This window comes from Stenotrophomonas sp. Steno-C15, from assembly GCF_056393265.1.
Map to the genome: position 1 here is coordinate 116,323 of NZ_JBWJPF010000003.1, position 17,353 is coordinate 133,675.

The 17,353-nt window shown below is 67.7% G+C and carries 20 protein-coding genes and 1 pseudogene; 10 read left to right on the forward strand and 11 right to left on the reverse strand.

Annotated elements, in window-relative coordinates; all coding sequences use genetic code 11:
* Window positions 1-15 precede the first annotated feature (15 nt).
* From AC06FB_RS04060 to msrB, 5 genes are all read right to left on the reverse strand, one after another.
* Window positions 16-291, reverse strand: coding sequence for a DUF4031 domain-containing protein (locus AC06FB_RS04060; RefSeq protein ID WP_111186594.1), 276 nt, complete (start codon window positions 289-291; stop codon window positions 16-18).
* A gap of 13 nt (window positions 292-304) precedes the next feature.
* On the reverse strand, window positions 305-808 hold the full coding sequence (locus AC06FB_RS04065; RefSeq protein ID WP_065175386.1) for a hypothetical protein: 504 nt from the start codon (window positions 806-808) through the stop codon (window positions 305-307).
* 126 nt (window positions 809-934) lie between these two features.
* Window positions 935-1,873, reverse strand: a complete 939-nt coding sequence (motB, locus tag AC06FB_RS04070; RefSeq protein ID WP_262100745.1) for a flagellar motor protein MotB — start codon at window positions 1,871-1,873, stop codon at window positions 935-937.
* Between the two features lie 3 nt (window positions 1,874-1,876).
* Window positions 1,877-2,731 carry a flagellar motor stator protein MotA gene (gene motA, locus AC06FB_RS04075; RefSeq protein WP_053518236.1) on the reverse strand — a complete coding sequence of 285 codons (855 nt, stop codon included), beginning with the start codon at window positions 2,729-2,731 and terminating at the stop codon, window positions 1,877-1,879.
* Between the two features lie 92 nt (window positions 2,732-2,823).
* A complete protein-coding gene (gene msrB / locus AC06FB_RS04080; protein WP_053518238.1) occupies window positions 2,824-3,291 on the reverse strand; it encodes a peptide-methionine (R)-S-oxide reductase MsrB in 468 nt (155 codons plus the stop codon).
* 140 nt (window positions 3,292-3,431) lie between these two features.
* Here msrB and AC06FB_RS04085 point away from each other — a divergent pair, with 140 nt between their 5' ends.
* Both AC06FB_RS04085 and AC06FB_RS04090 read left to right on the forward strand, forming a co-directional pair.
* Entirely contained in the window at window positions 3,432-3,806 is a 375-nt protein-coding gene (locus tag AC06FB_RS04085) for a classical arabinogalactan protein 4 (RefSeq protein ID WP_111186593.1), read from the forward strand.
* 167 nt (window positions 3,807-3,973) lie between these two features.
* The gene (locus AC06FB_RS04090; protein WP_262100746.1) at window positions 3,974-4,135 is read left to right on the forward strand and encodes a lana protein; all 162 of its coding nucleotides are present in this window, start codon (window positions 3,974-3,976) and stop codon (window positions 4,133-4,135) included.
* Between the two features lie 45 nt (window positions 4,136-4,180).
* Here AC06FB_RS04090 and AC06FB_RS04095 read toward each other — a convergent pair whose 3' ends face one another.
* Entirely contained in the window at window positions 4,181-4,660 is a 480-nt protein-coding gene (locus tag AC06FB_RS04095) for a winged helix-turn-helix transcriptional regulator (protein WP_053518243.1), read from the reverse strand.
* 149 nt (window positions 4,661-4,809) lie between these two features.
* Between AC06FB_RS04095 and AC06FB_RS04100 the strand changes: the two genes are divergently transcribed.
* Together AC06FB_RS04100 and alr are read left to right on the forward strand one after the other, a co-directional pair.
* Window positions 4,810-6,114, forward strand: a complete 1,305-nt coding sequence (locus AC06FB_RS04100; RefSeq protein WP_053518245.1) for a D-amino acid dehydrogenase — start codon at window positions 4,810-4,812, stop codon at window positions 6,112-6,114.
* A complete protein-coding gene (gene alr, locus AC06FB_RS04105; RefSeq protein ID WP_053518246.1) occupies window positions 6,093-7,163 on the forward strand; it encodes an alanine racemase in 1,071 nt (356 codons plus the stop codon). The genes AC06FB_RS04100 and alr overlap by 22 nt, the downstream gene beginning before the upstream one ends.
* Window positions 7,164-7,267: 104 nt before the next feature.
* On the opposite strand, the gene AC06FB_RS04110 is transcribed toward alr, so the two are convergent.
* Window positions 7,268-7,834, reverse strand: coding sequence for a DUF3016 domain-containing protein (locus AC06FB_RS04110; RefSeq protein ID WP_053518248.1), 567 nt, complete (start codon window positions 7,832-7,834; stop codon window positions 7,268-7,270).
* Between the two features lie 248 nt (window positions 7,835-8,082).
* Between AC06FB_RS04110 and AC06FB_RS04115 the strand changes: the two genes are divergently transcribed.
* Together AC06FB_RS04115 and AC06FB_RS04120 are read left to right on the forward strand one after the other, a co-directional pair.
* A complete protein-coding gene (locus AC06FB_RS04115; RefSeq protein WP_065175384.1) occupies window positions 8,083-10,068 on the forward strand; it encodes a hybrid sensor histidine kinase/response regulator in 1,986 nt (661 codons plus the stop codon).
* 44 nt (window positions 10,069-10,112) lie between these two features.
* On the forward strand, window positions 10,113-10,406 hold the full coding sequence (locus AC06FB_RS04120) for a DUF3247 family protein (RefSeq protein WP_053518253.1): 294 nt from the start codon (window positions 10,113-10,115) through the stop codon (window positions 10,404-10,406).
* Between the two features lie 73 nt (window positions 10,407-10,479).
* Here AC06FB_RS04120 and AC06FB_RS04125 read toward each other — a convergent pair whose 3' ends face one another.
* The gene (locus AC06FB_RS04125) at window positions 10,480-10,743 is read right to left on the reverse strand and encodes a hypothetical protein (protein WP_053518254.1); all 264 of its coding nucleotides are present in this window, start codon (window positions 10,741-10,743) and stop codon (window positions 10,480-10,482) included.
* Between the two features lie 159 nt (window positions 10,744-10,902).
* Here AC06FB_RS04125 and AC06FB_RS04130 point away from each other — a divergent pair, with 159 nt between their 5' ends.
* From AC06FB_RS04130 to AC06FB_RS04140, 3 genes and pseudogenes are all read left to right on the forward strand, one after another.
* Complete coding sequence (locus AC06FB_RS04130; RefSeq protein WP_414487739.1) at window positions 10,903-11,967, forward strand: class I SAM-dependent methyltransferase; 1,065 nt, start codon at window positions 10,903-10,905, stop codon at window positions 11,965-11,967.
* Complete coding sequence (locus tag AC06FB_RS04135; RefSeq protein ID WP_414487738.1) at window positions 11,964-12,665, forward strand: pseudouridine synthase; 702 nt, start codon at window positions 11,964-11,966, stop codon at window positions 12,663-12,665. Before AC06FB_RS04130 ends, AC06FB_RS04135 begins: the two co-directional genes overlap by 4 nt.
* Window positions 12,662-13,342, forward strand: a pseudogene (locus AC06FB_RS04140) (HAD family hydrolase); the annotation flags it as partial. The gene AC06FB_RS04135 and the pseudogene AC06FB_RS04140, both read left to right, overlap by 4 nt.
* Window positions 13,343-13,372: 30 nt before the next feature.
* On the opposite strand, the gene fabB reads toward AC06FB_RS04140, so the two are convergent.
* Window positions 13,373-14,581 (reverse strand): beta-ketoacyl-ACP synthase I, encoded by a 1,209-nt coding sequence (fabB, locus tag AC06FB_RS04145; protein ID WP_478053410.1) that lies wholly within the window; start codon window positions 14,579-14,581, stop codon window positions 13,373-13,375.
* The gene (gene fabA / locus AC06FB_RS04150; RefSeq protein ID WP_053518264.1) at window positions 14,581-15,096 is read right to left on the reverse strand and encodes a 3-hydroxyacyl-[acyl-carrier-protein] dehydratase FabA; all 516 of its coding nucleotides are present in this window, start codon (window positions 15,094-15,096) and stop codon (window positions 14,581-14,583) included. Before fabA ends, fabB begins: the two co-directional genes overlap by 1 nt.
* A gap of 190 nt (window positions 15,097-15,286) precedes the next feature.
* Between fabA and dinB the strand changes: the two genes are divergently transcribed.
* Window positions 15,287-16,381, forward strand: coding sequence for a DNA polymerase IV (dinB, locus tag AC06FB_RS04155; RefSeq protein ID WP_478053411.1), 1,095 nt, complete (start codon window positions 15,287-15,289; stop codon window positions 16,379-16,381).
* Window positions 16,382-16,394: 13 nt separating this feature from the next.
* Here dinB and AC06FB_RS04160 read toward each other — a convergent pair whose 3' ends face one another.
* Entirely contained in the window at window positions 16,395-17,306 is a 912-nt protein-coding gene (locus AC06FB_RS04160) for an MBL fold metallo-hydrolase (protein ID WP_478053412.1), read from the reverse strand.
* Window positions 17,307-17,353 lie beyond the last annotated feature (47 nt).

Below are 17,353 nucleotides of genomic sequence, written 5' to 3' on the forward strand. Positions count from 1 at the left end.
CGGGGGCGCTGCGGCCTACGGCCGGTACTGCGCCCGCGCGTTGGCGATCACCGCTTTCACCTGTGCGCGGTCGGTGTGCCGTGAAATCGCCACGGCACCCAGTGCGATCGCCTGTGCGCGCAGCTCGGTGGTGACGTCGTAGTGCGCGCCGCTGGCCTTGTTCTGGAAGGCCCGGCGGGGGATGCCGAGCTGCGCCGCCATGGCGTGCAGCTCGGCCAGGGTGTCGGCCATCAGATGCGCCCAGCGCTGGTCGCGCCAGGCATGCACTGCGTCATCGACGTAGACCGTCACCGCCGCGGCCGGATCAGGCCTGCGGCTTGCCGTCGGCGTCGGCGTCGGCGGCCGGAGCAGCCTCGGCGTCAGCGGTACCTTCGGCAGCGCTGGCTTCTTCGGCCACATCGCCTTCAGCGGTCTCGCCCTCAGCTTCCACGCCTTCGAACTCGGCGACCAGCGCGTCCAGGTACTCGTCGGCGGTCTGGCCCGCTTCGGCGGCCAGGGTATCCAGCAGCTTCTGCAGTAGTTCGGAATACTCCAGGCTGACCTTGCGGCCTTCCTTCTCCTGCACGTTGGCCAGGTGCTTGAGCATGGCCAGCATCGGCACCGGGTTCTCGGCATTGCCCATGGTCTGACCGCCGATGGCCAGCAGCCACTCGCGACCCTGCAGGCCGATGGCGGCGACCACCTGGCCGTCCTCGCTGGTCAGCACGGCGTGGTTCTGCACCTGCTGCTGTGCGTTCAGACGGAGGAACGGGCGCTTGGCCTGCTGCTTCTTGCGCTGGTCGCGCTTGGCCTTGGAAGACTTGGACATCGGGGGTGTCACCTGAAAACGGAAAGACCCCCATTGTACCGGGTGCGCCGGGCCATGCCCCTGGTGGGTGCGGACCTTGGTCCGCATGCTTTCCCGGATGTGCGGACCAAGGTCCGCACCCACCGTCTACTTTGCCTCACCCTGCGCCGCCTGTACGTCCGCGTCGATGACCGGCGCCGACAGACCCACCTGTGGACCGGCGCCGGCCAGCGCGGCCTGCTCGGCGGCGCGGGTCATCACCACGATGCTGATGCGGCGGTTGATCGGGTTCTGCGGGTCGGCCCGGTCGAACAGCACCGAGGAGGACAGGCCGACCACGCGGGTGATCTTGCTGTCCTCCAGTCCGCCACCGATCAGGGCGCGGCGGGCCGCATTGGCGCGGTCGGCGCTCAGTTCCCAGTTGCCGTAGCCGCGGGCGGCGGTGTAGGCGGTGATGTCGGTGTGGCCGGTCAGGCTGATCCGGTTCGGCACGTGGTTCAGGTACTCGGCCAGCTCATGCAGGATCTGCTGCGTGTACGGCTTGAGCGTGGCACTGCCGAGGTCGAACATGGGCCGGTTCTGCTTGTCCACGATCTGGATGCGCAGGCCTTCCGGGGTCAGGTCCAGCAGCAGCTGGTCCTTGAACGGCTCCAGCGCCTGGCTGCGGCTGATCGCTTCCTGCAGTTCCTTCATCAGCTGTTCCAGCTGCTGCTTGTCGCGCTGCTGCTGGTCCACCGGGTGCGGCACGGCTTCCTGCTGGTTCTGGAAGGGATCGTTGCTGCTGCCACGCGAGATGTCGGTGGCGCCGCCGAGCTTGATCATCGACGTGCTGGCACCGCCCGGCCCGGCCATGCCAGGGGCCGGCGTGGCGCTCTGGCCACTGAGCGGGCTGGGGTTGCGGAAATACTCGGAAATGGCCGCACGATCGTTCTTGCTGGTGGTGGCCATCAGCCACAGCACCAGGAAGAAGGCCATCATCGCGGTCACGAAGTCGGCATAGGCCACCTTCCACGAGCCGCCATGGTGGGCGGCATGGCCGGCCTTCCTGACCTTGCGGACGATGACGGTGGGTTTGCTCTCGGCCATGGCTTACTTGACCGTCTTCAGGTGCTGCTCGAAATCGGAGAAGGCCGGGCGCACGTTCGACGGCAACGTCTTGCGGGCGAATTCCAGCGCGATCTTCGGGTTGTAACCGCGCAGGCAGGCCAGCAGTGCGGTCTTCACCGATTCGTAGATGCGGCTGTCCTGCTCGGCACGTGCTTCCATCGCCGCTGCCATCGGGCCGACGAACCCGTAACCGAGCAGGATGCCCAGGAAGGTGCCGACCAGTGCACCGGCGACATGGCCGCCGACCTCGACGATGTCGCCGCCGATCGAGCCCATGGTGATGACGATGCCCAGCACCGCCGCGACGATGCCGAAACCGGGCAATCCGTCGGCCACCTTGGTCAGCACCTGCGACGGGGCCATCGCTTCGGCGTGGTGCTTTTCCAGCTCCAGTTCGAGCAGCGGCTCCAGTTCATGCGGCTCGATGTTGCTGCCGATCATCAGGCGCAGGCAGTCGGTGATGAAATCGATCAGGTGGTGGTCGGCCTGCACCTTCGGATAGTTGCCGAACACGGCGCTCTCGGCCGGGCGTTCGACATGGTCCTCCAGCGCCATGAAGCCTTCCCGGCGCGCCTTGTTGAGCAGTTCGTAGAGCAGGCTGAGGACGTCGATGTAGTCCTGCTGCTTGTAGCGCGGGCCCTTGAACACGCCGACGATGGCCTGCAGCGTCTGCTTGACCGTCTTGGCCGGGGTGCCGACCAGGAACGCACCCAGCGCGGCACCGCCGATGATGACCAGTTCGTAGGGCTGCCAGAGAGCCCCCAGGCGGCCGTGGGCACCGAGGTAGCCCCCGATCACGCTGATGATGACGACCAGGAATCCAACGATGATGAGCATGGGGCAACGCAGGGAGGGGGGATATCTCCTTGTCGGCCCACCCTGCGGATTTCTGAAGAGGGAATTCTGTGAAACCGGTCGGCGGGGTTGTCTCAGCCCGCCACGCCGCTTTCCGCACCGCCACGCTGCAACGGGTTGGGCCAGGCCTCGCCGTTGCCGGCAAACGAAAGTGAGACGGAGTTCAGGCAGTGGCGCTCATGGGTGGGCGGCGGCCCGTCCGGGAACACGTGGCCGAGGTGGCTGCCACAGCGGGCGCAGGTGATCTCGGTGCGGATCATGCCGTGGCTGGTATCGCGGATCTCACGCACGTGTGCCGCGTCGTAGGGGGCGAAGAAGCTCGGCCAACCGGTGCCGGAATCGAACTTGGTGCTGGAGCGGAACAGGGGCAGCCCACACAGCCGGCAGCAGTAGACACCCTCACGCTTGTTGTCCAGGAACACGCCACAGAACGGTGCTTCGGTGCCGTGCTGCAGCAGCACGCGGCGTTCTTCGCTGCTGAGGCCGGCGACCAGGGTGTCGGTCTGGGAGGCGGTAGGGGGCGTCAGGTCGAAGGCACTCATGCTGGCTCTCCGTGGGGTCGATGGCCTGGGGATGCCTGCAGACGTGGGGGTGTGACCGCCGTCTTGCAAGTGTGAGCTGCGTTCATGGGCGGCACACGGGCGCGGGCGCATGGTGGGGAGGATTCCTGCTGGAGCGTGCCATGAAGACCCTTTCCATCTGGGTGCTGTCGGCTCTGCTGCCCCTGTCGGCACAGGCCCAGGTGCCCACCACATCGCCGACCACCACCCGCAGCACCACCACCGTGGCGCCAGCGCCGGTGCCGCCGCCCCCACAGCCGGCAAGACCGCAGCCGCAGGTCCTGCCGTCACCGCAGCCGACGCAGCCGATCAAGTCCACCGGCCCGGCGCAGGTGGTGCCGACGCCGGCGCCGAAGCTGCCGGACAAGGTCTATGACCGCAACGGGCGCATCGTTCCCGGCGTCAAGCCGGTCGGCCCGAACCGTGTGTTCGACTCCCGTACCGGCCGCTACTACGACAGTGTGCCGGCCGGCAGTGGCCAGCAGGTCAAGCCATAGGGCAGTCCGCCACCGCCCGCGGCGGGTGGTGACCGCGCCGGCTGAACGCCTGAAAACACACTGCTGCTGCTCACGGCTTTTTCGCCTGTGATTAACCGCCGCAGGACCACCGTGGCCCTGCGCCGGCATCCCGCCGTCGCGTGTCCTTTGTCCTTTGGATCGCGATCATGAAGAATCCGCAGAACCGTCATCCCGGCAAGGAAGCGCAGAGCCATAAGCCGCAACAGCAGCAACAGCAGCAGATGGACCCGCAGCGGCCGCAGAAGGGCAGCAAACAGCAGGAGACAGGTCAGCAGCAGGGCTCGATGAAGCACCCGCAGCAGCGCTGACGCCCCTGGAACAGGGCCGGAACCCGCAGCGCGGGCTCTGGCCCTTCATTCGGGAATCGGCAGGCTGAGCGTCTCCTTGACCTCTTCCATGACGATGTAGCTCTTCGATTCGCGCACGTGCGGCAGGGTCAACAGGGTGCTGCCCAGCAGTTTGCGGTAGGAGGCCATCTCGCTGATCCGCGCCTTCAGCAGGTAGTCGAAGTCGCCGGACACCAGATGGCACTCGAGCACGTTCGGCAGCTTCAGCGCCGCACGCCGGAACTCCTCGAAGATGTCGCCGGACTTGTAGGCCAGGCTGATCTCCACGAACACCAGCAGGCTGGCTTTCAGGGCCGTGGGATCGAGGTGGGCGTGATAGCCGGTGATCACGCCCTCGCGCTCCAGCCGGCGCACGCGCTCGGTGCACGGGGTGGTCGACAGGCCCACGCGCTCGCCCAGCTCGGTAAAGGAAATGCGGCCTTCGGCCTGGAGGATGCGCAGGATCCTGCGGTCGATCTTGTCCAGTTCACGGGGGCGGGCGGCCATGGGCGTCAACCTGGGGAAGTAAATCACGGGGAAACATCTTGCCCGCAGCGTGAAAAACAGGCAAATCGCCTATGAATGGAAGAATATACTTCCCCGATTATGGCCCTGTCGTGCTCAAACGCAGGGAATGATCGGGTTGGAGAATTTCCATGCGAGTCCTAGTTCTCGGCAGCGGCGTGATCGGCACCACCAGTGCCTGGTACCTGCGACAGGCCGGGTTTGATGTCACGGTCGTCGACCGCCAGCCCGGCCCCGCGCTGGAGACCAGTTTCGCCAATGCCGGCCAGCTGTCATTCGGCTACACCTCGCCCTGGGCCGCGCCCGGCGTGCCGAAGAAGGCGATCGGCTGGCTGTTCGAGAAGCATGCGCCGCTGGCGATCCGTCCCGGCATGGATCTGGCCCAGTACCGCTGGCTGTGGCAGATGCTGCGCAACTGCACCCACGAGCGCTATGCGATCAACAAGGCGCGCATGGTGCGCATGTCCGAGTACAGCCGCGATTGCCTGAACGAGCTGCGCGCGCAGATCGGCATCGAGTTCGAGGGGCGCGACCTGGGTACCACCCAGCTGTTCCGCACCCAGCAGCAGCTGGATGCCTCGGCACAGGACATCGAGATCCTGGCCCGCTATGGCGTGCCGTACGAAGTGCTGGATCGCGCCGGCATCATCGCCGCGGAACCGGCGCTGGCGCACGTTGATGGCCTGGTCGGTGCGCTGCGCCTGCCGCGTGACCAGACCGGCGACTGCCAGCTGTTCACCCGCCGCCTCGCGCAGATGTGCACCGATGCCGGTGTCGAGTTCCGCTTCGACCAGGACATCAGCGCCATCGAGTCGGATGGAGAGCGCATCACCGGCGTGCGCATCGCCGGCAAGCTGGAGACTGCCGACCGCTATGTGGTCGCGCTGGGCAGTTACTCGCCGGCGCTGGTCGCGCCGCTGGGCATGCGCCTGCCGGTGTACCCGCTGAAGGGGTATTCGTTGACCCTGCCGATCACCGATCCGGCCATGGCTCCGACCTCGACCATCCTCGATGAGAGCTACAAGGTTGCTGTAACCCGCTTCGACAACCGCATCCGTGTCGGTGGCATGGCCGAAGTGGCCGGTTTCGACCTGTCGCTGTCACCGCGTCGCCGCGAGACCCTGGAGCTGGTGGTTCGTGACCTTTACCCGAAGGGCGGGGACCTGTCGCGCGCGCAGTTCTGGACCGGCCTGCGCCCGGCCACGCCGGATGGCACGCCGGTGATCGGCGCCACGCCCTTCCGCAACCTGTATCTCAACACCGGTCACGGCACCCTGGGCTGGACCATGGCGTGTGGTTCAGGTCGCTACCTGGCCGACCTGATGAGTGCACGCCAGCCACAGATCAGCACTGAAGGCCTGGACATCTTCCGCTACGGCCAGTTCGGCCATGCCCCGCAACACGAGAGCCGCACATGCGTCCTGCCCGCGCGCTGATCGATCTGCACGCGCTGCGCAGCAACTACCGGCTCGCCCGCGAGCTGGGGGGCGGCAAGGCGCTGGCGATCATCAAGGCTGATGCCTATGGCCATGGCGCCGTGCGCTGCGCGCAGGCCCTGGAAGACGAGGCCGACGGCTTCGGGGTGGCGACCATCGAAGAGGCGCTGGAGCTGCGCAAGGCCGGTATCCGCGCGCCCATCCTGCTGTTGGAAGGCATTTTCGAAGCCAGCGAGATGGCGCTGGTGGCCGAGCATTCGCTGTGGTTCTCGGTCGGCTCGCCGTGGCAGCTGGAAGCGCTGGCTGCCTTCGACAGCCCGCATCCGTTGACGGTCTGGCTGAAGCTGGACAGCGGCATGCATCGCCTGGGTCTGGACGTGGAGACCTTCCGCGCCGCACACGCGCGCCTGCAGGCGATGCCGCAGGTGGAGCGGATCGTGCTGATGACCCATCTGGCGCGTGCCGATGAACTGGACAGCGAACGTACCCACGAGCAGGCCGCCACCTTCGCACGTGCAATCGAGGGCCTGCAGGGTGAGACCAGCGTGTGCAATTCGCCGGCCCTGCTTGGGTGGCCCGACGTGCGCAGCGACTGGGTGCGCCCGGGGCTCATGCTGTACGGCGCCAACCCGATGCCGGACGACACGGATCTGACCGCGCGGCTGCGCCCGGTGATGACCATGCAGTCCAAGGTGATTGCCGAGCGCTGGATCGAAGCCGGTGAGCCGGTGGGATATGGCGCGCGCTTCGTGGCCAAGGCGCGTACACGCGTGGGCGTGGTGGCCCTGGGCTATGCCGACGGCTATCCCCAGTTCGCGCCGAACGGCACCCCGGTGCTGATCGACGGCCAGCCTGGCGTGCTGATCGGCCGGGTTTCGATGGACATGCTGACGGTGGACCTGACCGCACATGCACAGGCCGGCGTTGGCAGTGTGGTGGAGCTGTGGGGGCAGGCCCCGACGCTTTCGGAACTGGCGCCACGTTGCGGGGTGAGCGCCTACCAGCTGCCCTGCGCGGTCAAGCGGGTCGCCCGCGTCTACCGCGATTGATGCGCCGCCGGGCATGGCCCGGCGCTACCGGATGTCCAAAGCGCCATGCCCGGCGGGTGTCGGAAATGCACAGGTAGCGCGGGGCCATGCCCGGCGGTTATCGGTCAACGCGCGGCGGTGGCCTGGGCGGTCAACTGCCGCTTCACCCAGTCATCGATCAGCCGCTTCTCGTAGCGCAGCGGATCGCTGTCGCTGCGCAGCCCGAGCGTGTGCAGGTAGCCGGTGTCGGTCAGCTTGGCCTCGCCCTCGTCGACGATGCGGCCGCTGGCGTCCTTCAGCGTGTACTGCAGGGTGATGCGCGGCGGATAGATGTCGCGCATCACGCGGATGTCATTGGCGCGCGGGCCATGCCACGGTTCGTAGTCGCCCGCGCGCTTGATGTCGACCAGGGTGATGTCCAACGTCTGCCCGGCCTGCAGCGGCTTGGCGGCGCTGGTCTGCAGGTAGCGCGCCAGCTGCTGCACCCAGTCGCCGCGTTCGGCCTCGAAGCGGTTGTGGCTCTGGCGGATCTCGGTGAATGTCGCCGGATCGTTCCACTGCACGTTGACCGGGCCGTCGGCCTGCAGCGTGCGCGGCGCATCCGGGCTGGTGACGGTGCGCGGCGCGGCGTTCGCAGCACCCGCGGCAAGGGCCGCGGCCAGCAGCAGGGTGGCGGACAGAGAGCGGTTCATGGCGGTCTCCTGCGTCCCCGGAATGGGGGCGGATGTTGATCTCGCATCGAGTGTGATCCTGCTGGCGGGGCCCAGCAATGGCCGAATGCGTCAACAGCGTCGGCGGTTGCCGCCAATTCATGGTCGTCAACCATGACTGACGGCGCTTGACGCTGTGAATACGTCCTTTGGAAGATGCTGTGCCTCCATCCGGTACGCCCCAGACGCCCTTGTCCACACTGCCGCCCCTCGCGGAGCGCCCGCCCTTGATGGTTCCGGCGCCCGAACCCGACCTGCATCGCGGTGTGCTTGAACGCATCAACGCCGGCTTTTGTGTGATCCAGGTCATGTTCGACGCCGATCGCGCAGTGGATTACCGCTTCCTTGAGGTGAATGACGCTTTCGAGCGCCACACCGGTCTCAAGGACGCCCGCGGCAAGTGCATGAGCGCGCTGGAACCGAACCACGAGAGCGACTGGTACCGCATCTACGGTGAGGTCGCGCGCAGCGGACGGCCGGCGCAGTTTGAGATGGAAGCCCGGGCGCTGGGGCGCTCGTTCGCGGTGGACGCGGTCCGTGTGGGCCGCCCCGGCGAGGACAAGGTCGGCATCCTGTTCTTCGACATCACCGCACGCAAGCAGATGGAGCTGGAGCTGGGCGAGAGCGAGGCCCGGTTCAGCGCGTTGGCCGATGGCCTGCCGATGCCGGTCTGGGTGCTGGATGAGCGCGGACATGCGCGCTTCGTCAACAGCGCCTTCAGTGAGTTCTTTGGTGGCGACGAGACGCGTGTGCCGGAGGATGTCTGGCGCGGCCTGGTGCATCCGGATGATGCGTCGGTGTTCGAGTACGAACTGCAGGAAGCGTTGAAGGCGCAACGCTCGATGCATGCCCTCGTCCGCGCACGGCGTGCGGACGGACAGTGGCGATGGCTGGAAATGAACGCGCGTCCGCGGTTCTCGCGGATGGGTCGATTCATCGGCCTGGCCGGCAGCAGTCCGGACGTGACCGAGCGCCGCGAGATCGAACTGGCCCGTGAAGAGCTGCTGCAGTCCGAGCGCGCCGCACGCAGTGCCGCCGAGAACATGGCGCGCCTGAAGGATGAATTCCTGGCGACCCTGTCGCACGAACTGCGCACGCCGCTGACCACCATCCTTGGCTGGAGCGAGCTGTTGCTGCAGCGTGTCGACAACACCAGCCCGCTGTACAAGGGGCTGGGCGTGATCGCCAACAGCGCCGGTGCACAGAAGCGGCTGATCTCGGACATGCTCGACCTCAGCAGCATGCTGCTGGGCAAGGTGCAGCTGGAAGTGGAAGTACTGGACCTGCGCGAACTGCTGGGCGAGGCGATCGGCGCGCAGGAGCTGGTGGCCGAGGGCAAGGCACTGGACGTGCAGTTGCGGCTGCCTGAGCAGCCCAGCCTGGTGCTGGGGGATGCGACGCGGTTGCAGCAGGTGTTCTGGAACCTGTTGTCGAACGCCATCAAGTTCACGCCGGCCGAGGGCCGCATCGAGATGCAGCTGCGGGCCGACGGCAAGCACTGGGAGATCACCGTGCGCGATACCGGTGATGGTATTGCTCCGGAGTTCCTCAATCATCTGTTCAGCCGCTTCCGGCAGGCCGACGGCACCACCACCCGCCGCCATGGTGGGCTCGGCCTGGGCCTGGCGATCGTGCAGCAGCTGGTCGAGCTTCACGGCGGCACGGTCACTGCAGCCAGCGAAGGCCATGGCCACGGTGCCACGTTCACCGTACGCCTGCCGCAGCATCTGCCCGATGCCGAGCGGCGGCCGCTGCGCGAGGTGATCAGCGGGCCGATTCTGGAGCCGGTGGTCGTCGAGCCCTATCCGCTGCGGGGCATGCACGTACTGGCCGTGGAAGACCAGCCGGAAGTGCTGGAGTACCTGCGGCGCATGCTGGAAGAGCAGGGCGCGACGGTGTCGGCTGCCAGTTCGGCCGGCGAAGCGTTGGCGCTGCTGGCCGATGCCGGCCACCTGCAGTACCACGTGATGCTGACCGACATCGGCATGCCGGGTATGGATGGGTATGGGTTGGTGCGCACCCTGCGCGAAGACATGGGCGTGGATGCGGCGACCCTGCCGGCGGTGGCCGTGACCGCGCTGGCGCGTGCGGATGACCGTCGTCGCGCGCTGGCCTCGGGCTTCCAGGAGCATGTGGCCAAGCCGTACTCGGTGGCCCAGCTGGTGGCTGCGGTGCGCAAGGTGCAGGTGCCGCGCGCCGACAGCGCGCTGCACTGAGCATTCACGGTGGATCGGCGACCCTGCACGCAGGAGGTTCTCCGATGTCCCGTATTGCTCCACGCATCCATACCGACCCGGCCCAGATCGCGCGCCTGGAGGCCCTGCTGCCGCAGCTCGACGGCGAAACGCAGGTCGAACTGACCCTGCTTGATGGCCGCCGCCTGCTGGGCACGGTCGCCGTGCGCCCAACGGTGCAGCAGTACCGCAACGACGCCGGCGATGAAGGCAGCAACGGCCAGCTGCGCCTGGACGACTACGACACGCCGGTGCAGCAGCATCACGTCTGGCTCGACGAGATCGCCAGCATCCGCCAGCTGCCACCCAGAACGACGTGATCCGGCAGGGGGCCGGGCTCACGCCCGGCTGCGGTCCGCACGCCCGGGCCTCGGCTCGGGCGCGACTGGCACGTCAGTGCTCGAACACCGTCGGGGTTGCCTCGAACCGCCGGGCATAGGCGCGCTCCTCCGCCACCCGCGCCACCTCGTCGTCGGCCAGGTCCGGTGCGCCGTATACCGCGTATGCCACGCTGCCATCGGCGCCGTGGCCGACCTGGTGCAGCCGGTAGCGTGAATGTCCACCGCCGGTGTCCTCGGGGTAGTGCACGGGAGGATGGCTGCCTTCCAGGTCCATTTCGCTGTTGTCGACCACGCCACCGACGAACAAGGCACGCATGCGGATTCTCCTGCTGGAAGTCTCGGGGGACCTCTACCCTGAAGGGTCCGATGTTGCTGGGGCATCAATGCCCCGTTGAAGTTTCGCAAAGTGGCCTGCCGGGCCGGACCGCGCGAGCCGGTACAATGGACGGCCCTCACGCTTCAAGTAACCGCGCCGATGGCCGCCAGCGACGACGCCCCCCTGCAGACCCTGTTCCTGCCGTTCTCCCAGGGCGCGCTGCGCTGGCCGGACGGGCCGGTTGCGTTCCTGCGTGCCCGCGACGGCTGGCCACTGCGTGAGCAGGCCGGCGGGCGTGAGGTGCACTGCGAGCAGAGTTTTGCGCCGTTCGCGCAGCCCCTGCAGCAGGCCGCCGGCTGGACCGTCAGCGGCCAGCTTGACGATGTCGCGGGCCGGGGCCGCTACCCGCTGGTGCTGGTGCTGCCGCCGCGCCAGCGCGAGGAGGCCCGCGCGCTGTTCGCCCGTGCCCTGGCATTGGCCGCAGAAGGGGGCCGCATCGTCGCCTGCCAGTCCAACAACGAGGGCGCGCGCTCCGGCGAAGGCGACCTCAAGCAGCTGGCCGGCCTCGGCGGCAGCCTGACCAAGAACCATTGCCGGGTGTACTGGACCCCGCCACTGCAGGGCCAGCACGATGCCGACCTGGCCAAGCGCTGGAGCGCGCTGGATGCGGTGCGGCCGATCGTGGGTGGCCGCTTCCTCAGCCGCCCGGGCGTGTTCGCCTGGGACCGCATCGACCCGGCTTCGGCGCTGCTGGCCGAGCACCTTCCGGCCGATCTGGCCGGATGCGCGGCCGACCTCGGGGCCGGCTATGGCTACCTGTCGCGCGAGCTGCTGGAGCGTTGCCCGAAGATCACCGCGCTGGATCTGTACGAAGCCGAGCAGCGGGCCCTGGCACTGGCCGAGCTGAATCTTGCACCACCGCCGCGCCCGCTGCCGCTGCGCTTCCTGTGGCGGGACGTCACCGCCGGCATCGAGCCGGGGTACGACGTCATCATCAGCAATCCGCCGTTCCATACCCCGTCGCGCGCGGACCGGCCGGATATCGGCCAGCGCTTCATCGCCGTGGCGGCGCAGGCGCTGCGCCCGGGTGGTCGCCTGTATGTGGTGGCCAACCGCCACCTGCCGTACGAACACACGCTCAACGACAGCTTCGGCGCGGTGCGCGTGGTCGCCGAGCGTGACGGGTTCAAGCTGGTCGAAGCGGTAAAGGGGAAGGGCCGATGAAGCTGGTCAAGCACATCGCCAACCTGGGCTATGGCAGCCGCAAGCAGGTGCAGTGGATGTTCCGCGAAGGCCGTATCACCGATGCCGACGGCGAGGTGCTGTATGCCGACGACCAGGTGTCGCACGAGGCCGTGCGGGTCGACGGCGAGCCGCTGGATCCGCCGCCGGGGTTGTCGATCGCGCTGCACAAGCCGGCCGGCTACACCTGCTCGACCAAGGACACCGGCCGCCTGATCTACGATCTGCTGCCGCCGCGTTTCCGCGACCGCGACCCGGTGCTGTCCACGGTCGGCCGGCTGGACCGCGACACCAGCGGCCTGCTGCTGTTGACCGATGATGGCGGCCTGCTGCACCGGATCATCTCGCCGAAGTCGAAACTGCCCAAGGTCTACGAGGTGGAGCTGGCCCAAGACCTGCGCGGCGACGAAGTGGCCCTGTTCGCCAGCGGCACGCTGATGCTGGAGTCGGAGAAGACCGCCCTGCTGCCGGCTGAACTGGAGGTGCTGGGTCCACGCAAGGCGCGCCTGGTACTGCATGAAGGCCGCTACCATCAGGTGCGCCGCATGTTCGCCGCTACCGGCAACCATGTGCAGGCACTGCACCGCAGCCGCGTCGGTGGCCTGGACCTGGAGGGGCTGGCCGAGGGGCAATGGCGGCTGCTGACCTCCACCGACCTGGATACGCTGTTCGCTCCATGACTGTCATCGCTGCGCTGCCGTTTCTTCCCGACGCCGTCATCTTCGACATGGACGGCCTGATGATCGACAGCGAGCGGGTGTCCATCGCCTGCTGGTGTGAGGCTGCCGAAGCGTTCGGCCTGCCGCTGGATGCATCCTTCTTCGTGCGCATGGTCGGCCTTGGCGATCGCGACAGCCAATCGCTGCTGCGCCAGCAGGGCGTGGAGGACAGTGTGATCGAGGCGATGGCGCTGCGCTGCCATGATCTGTATGAGCAACGCACGCAGACCGGCCTGCCTCTGCGGCCGGGCATCCTGGAGCTGCTGGAACTGCTGAAGGCGCATGCGATTCCGCGTGCGGTGGCGACCACCACGCGTCAGCCACGGGCCAACCGCAAGCTGGGCGCTGCCGGCCTGCTGCCGTACTTCGATGCAGTGATCACCAGTGGCGACGTGGCGCGGCCGAAGCCGGCGCCGGACATCTACCTGCTGGCCGCACAGCGGCTGGGGCAGGCGCCGGAGCGCTGCCTGGCGCTGGAGGACTCACCTGCGGGGACCCGTGCGGCGTTGGCCGCAGGCATGACCGTGATCCAGGTGCCGGACCTGGTGCATCCCGATGAGGAACTGCGCGCGCTCGGCCATCGCATCGTCGGCTCGCTGCGCGACGCGCACGCCCTGCTGCTGCCGCTGCTGCCGCGCCCGGCGACCGTGCAGGCCAATGGCGGGCGATCAGACCCGACCGAACACCAGGGCCGCGTTGGTGCCGCCGAAGCCGAAACTGTTGGACATCACCGTGTCCAGCACCTGTGCGCGGCTTTCGCGCAGGATCGGGAAGCCTTCCACCGCCGGGTCCAGCTCGCTGATGTTGGCCGAGCCGGCAACAAAGCCATCGCGCATCATCAGCAGGCAGTAGATGGCTTCGTGCACGCTGGCCGCGCCCAGCGAATGGCCGGACAGCGCCTTGGTCGAGGACAGCGGCGGCACGGCCTCGCCGAACACCTCGCGGATCGCGTTGAGTTCGGTGACATCGCCCAGCGGGGTCGAGGTACCGTGCGTGTTGAGGTAGTCCAGCGGGCGGTCCACGTTCTGCAGTGCCATCTTCATGCAGCGCACCGCGCCCTCGCCGGACGGTGCCACCATGTCCGCACCATCGGATGTCACGCCATAACCGATCAGCTCGGCATAAATGCGTGCGCCGCGCGCAACCGCATGATCGTAGTCTTCCAGCACCAGCATGCCGCCACCACCGGCGATGACGAAGCCGTCGCGGTCCTTGTCGTAGGGGCGCGACGCGCTGGCCGGGGTGTCGTTGAAACTGGTCGACAGCGCGCCCATCGCATCGAACATCACGCTCATCGACCAGTGCAGGTCTTCACCACCGCCGGCGAACATGATGTCCTGCGCGCCGTGCCGGATCATGTCCGCGGCGGCGCCGATGCAGTGCGCCGACGTCGCGCAGGCCGCCGACAGCGAGTAGCTCACACCCTTGATCTGGAACGCGGTGGCCAGGCACGCCGACACGGTGGAGCACATCGTGCGCGGCACCATGTACGGGCCGACCTTGCGCACGCCACGTGCACGCAGCAGATCGACCGCGCCGATCTGCCACTCGCTGGAGCCGCCGCCGGAGCCGGCGATCAGGCCGGTGCGCAGGCCACTGACCTGCGCCTCGTCCAGCCCGGCATCGGCGATGGCATCGCGCATGGCGATGTAGGCGAACGCTGCTGCATCGCTCATGAAGCGCTTCTGCTTGCGGTCGATCAGGGCGTCCAGGTCGAGGTCGACACGGCCGCCGATCTGGCTGCGCAGGCCCGCTTCGGCGTGGTCGGCCAATGCGGTGATGCCGGCACGCCCGTCGCGCAGTGCGGAAGAGACGGTATCCAGATCATTGCCGAGGCAGGACGTGATGCCCATGCCGGTGATGACGACACGACGCATCAGAAGCTCCCGGTTTCGGTGAACAGGCCCACGCGCAGGTCGCGAGCGTTGTAGATCTCGCGATCGTCCACATACATGCGGGCGTCGGACTGGGCCATCACCAGCTTGCGGTTGATGACGCGCGTGATGTCGATCTCGTAGCGCACGCGCTTGGCGTCCGGCAGTACCTGGCCGGTGAACTTGACCTCGCCGCAGCCCAGGGCGCGGCCCTTGCCGGGAGCACCCAGCCAGGTCAGGTAGAAGCCGGTCAGCTGCCACATCGCATCCAGGCCCAGGCAGCCGGGCATCACCGGGTCGCCGATGAAGTGGCAGCCGAAGAACCACAGGTCCGGGCGGATATCCAGTTCGGCGCGTACCATGCCCTTGCCATGCGGGCCGCCGTCCTCGCGGATGTCGGTGATGCGGTCGAACATCAGCATCGGGTCGTTGGGCAGACGGCCGGCGGCGGCGCCGAACAGTTCACCGCGTGCGCTGGCCAGCAGCTGGTCGCGGTTGAACGCGTGGAGACGAGTCATGAAACGCAATCCTGGAAGCGACGAACAGGGATACAAGTGCTCGAGAATGCCCTTGGAAGCGCTGCCGATCAAACATTTCAACCGTACGCAACCGTAGTGTTTTCAATGGAATACGCGCATCCTGTTGATGTGCAACGACCATACCTCGGCGTGTGGCCCACCCACGCCGAACCCGCCCCGTACACCTGACATGACCCGACTGCGCAAGATCATCCACGTCGACATGGACGCCTTCTACGCGTCGGTGGAGCAGCGCGACGATCCCTCACTGCGCGGCAAGCCGGTGGTGGTGGCGTGGCGCGGTGCGCGCTCGGTGGTATGCGCGGCGTCCTACGAAGCGCGCGTGTTCGGCGTGCGTTCGGCGATGCCGGCGATGCGTGCCGAGCGCCTGTGCCCGGACGCGATCTTCGTGCCGCCGGACTTCGCGCGTTACAAGGCCGTGTCGCGCCAGGTGCGCGAGATTTTCCTGCGCCATACCGACCTGGTCGAGCCGCTGTCGCTGGATGAGGCCTATCTGGACGTGACCGAGCCGAAAAGTGGCATCGAGCTGGCGACCGAGATCGCACGCACGATCCGCGCACAGATCCGCGACGAGACCCAGCTGACCGCTTCAGCGGGCATCGCGCCGAACAAGTTCCTGGCCAAGATCGCCTCGGACTGGCGCAAGCCCGACGGCCAGTTCGTTATTCCACCGCAACGGGTGGACGCATTCCTGGCGCCGCTGCCGGTCAGCCGCGTGCCCGGCGTGGGCAAGGTGATGGAAGGCAAACTCACGGCGCGCGGCATCATCACCTGCGGTGACCTGCGGCAATGGGCGCTGGCGGATCTGGAGGACGCGTTCGGCAGCTTTGGCCGCAGCCTCTACAACCGTGCACGCGGTGTCGATGAACGGCCGGTGGAGCCGGACCAGCCGGTGCAGTCGATCTCTTCCGAGGACACCTTTGCCGAGGACCTGCTGCTTGAAGACCTGGGCGAGGCCATTGTGCAGCTGGCAGAGAGGACCTGGAACGCCACGCGCCGGACGGAACGCGTGGGCCACACCGTGGTGCTGAAGCTGAAGACGGCGCAGTTCCGCATCCTTACCCGCAGCTTCACCCCGGACCGCCCGCCGGAATCGATGGAGGAGCTGCGCGATGCCGCGCTGGCGCTGCGCGCGCGCGTGGACCTGCCGGCCGACACGCGCTATCGCCTGGTGGGCGTCGGCCTGGGCGGTTTCCGCGACAAGGAACCGGTGGTGCAGGGGGAGCTGTTCGAGCAGGCGTCGAACGATCCGCACCGCCCCTGACCGCGGTCCTGCCTCACGGCCACTGCATTTCGCCCTTGGCCACCTTCGCGCTCAGCTGCAGCGATTCCACGCCCTCCACCCGCGGGTAACGCGCCTGCATCGCCTTCACCAGCGCCTGGCTGTCCTTCGCTTTGGCCGCTTCCGCGTCGAACGCACGGATGTACCCGGCGGTGAAGCGCAGCGCACTGGCGTCCAGCGCCGCCCCTTGCGCGTAATGGCCCGGTACCACCACCTGCGGCTTCAGTGCCTGCAGTCGCTGCAGGGCCTGCAGCCAGTCGGCATGCGACTTCGGGGTCTGCGTGTCGGCCATCCACACATGCTCGCCGGCGACCACCGGGATGCCACCGACGATCGCGCGCAGTGAAGGCACCCACAGCACGCTGCGGTCCGGCGTAGGGCCATCGAGTCCGATCAAGGGCAGGCGCTGCCCTTCCAGCAGCAGCGCGTCGCCCTCCAGCACCTGCGGCACAACGATGCGCGCCGGTGCGTCGGCCCCCATCTTCGGGCCCCAGTAGGCACGCTTGCCGGCGTGGGTCTGCTGGATGTGGGCCACGGTCTGCGCCGTGGCGACGATGCGTGCGTGCGGGAAGGCGTCCTGCAGCGTGGCCAGGCCGAAGTAGTAATCCGGATCGCCATGGCTGATGTAGATCGTGGTCAGTTGCTTGCCGCTGGCACGGACCAGCTCGACCAGCCTGCGCGCGTCGCTGGCCGCGAACTGCGCGTCGACCAGGATCGCATCGTGGCGGCCTTCGATCAGCACCGATGACACGGAGAACATCGCCTGCGGGCCAGGATGGAAGTACTGCAGGTGCAGCTGTGATTTCGCCGCCGTGGCCGGCGCCGGGGCAGCCGGCGCGGCCAGCAGCGGGGCGCTGGCGAAGCTGGTGACCAGTGCAAGCGGAAGCAGCAGGGCAACGGAACGCATGCGGAACTCCTTGTGCAGCGCCGGGCCATGCCCGGCATGTAGGTCGA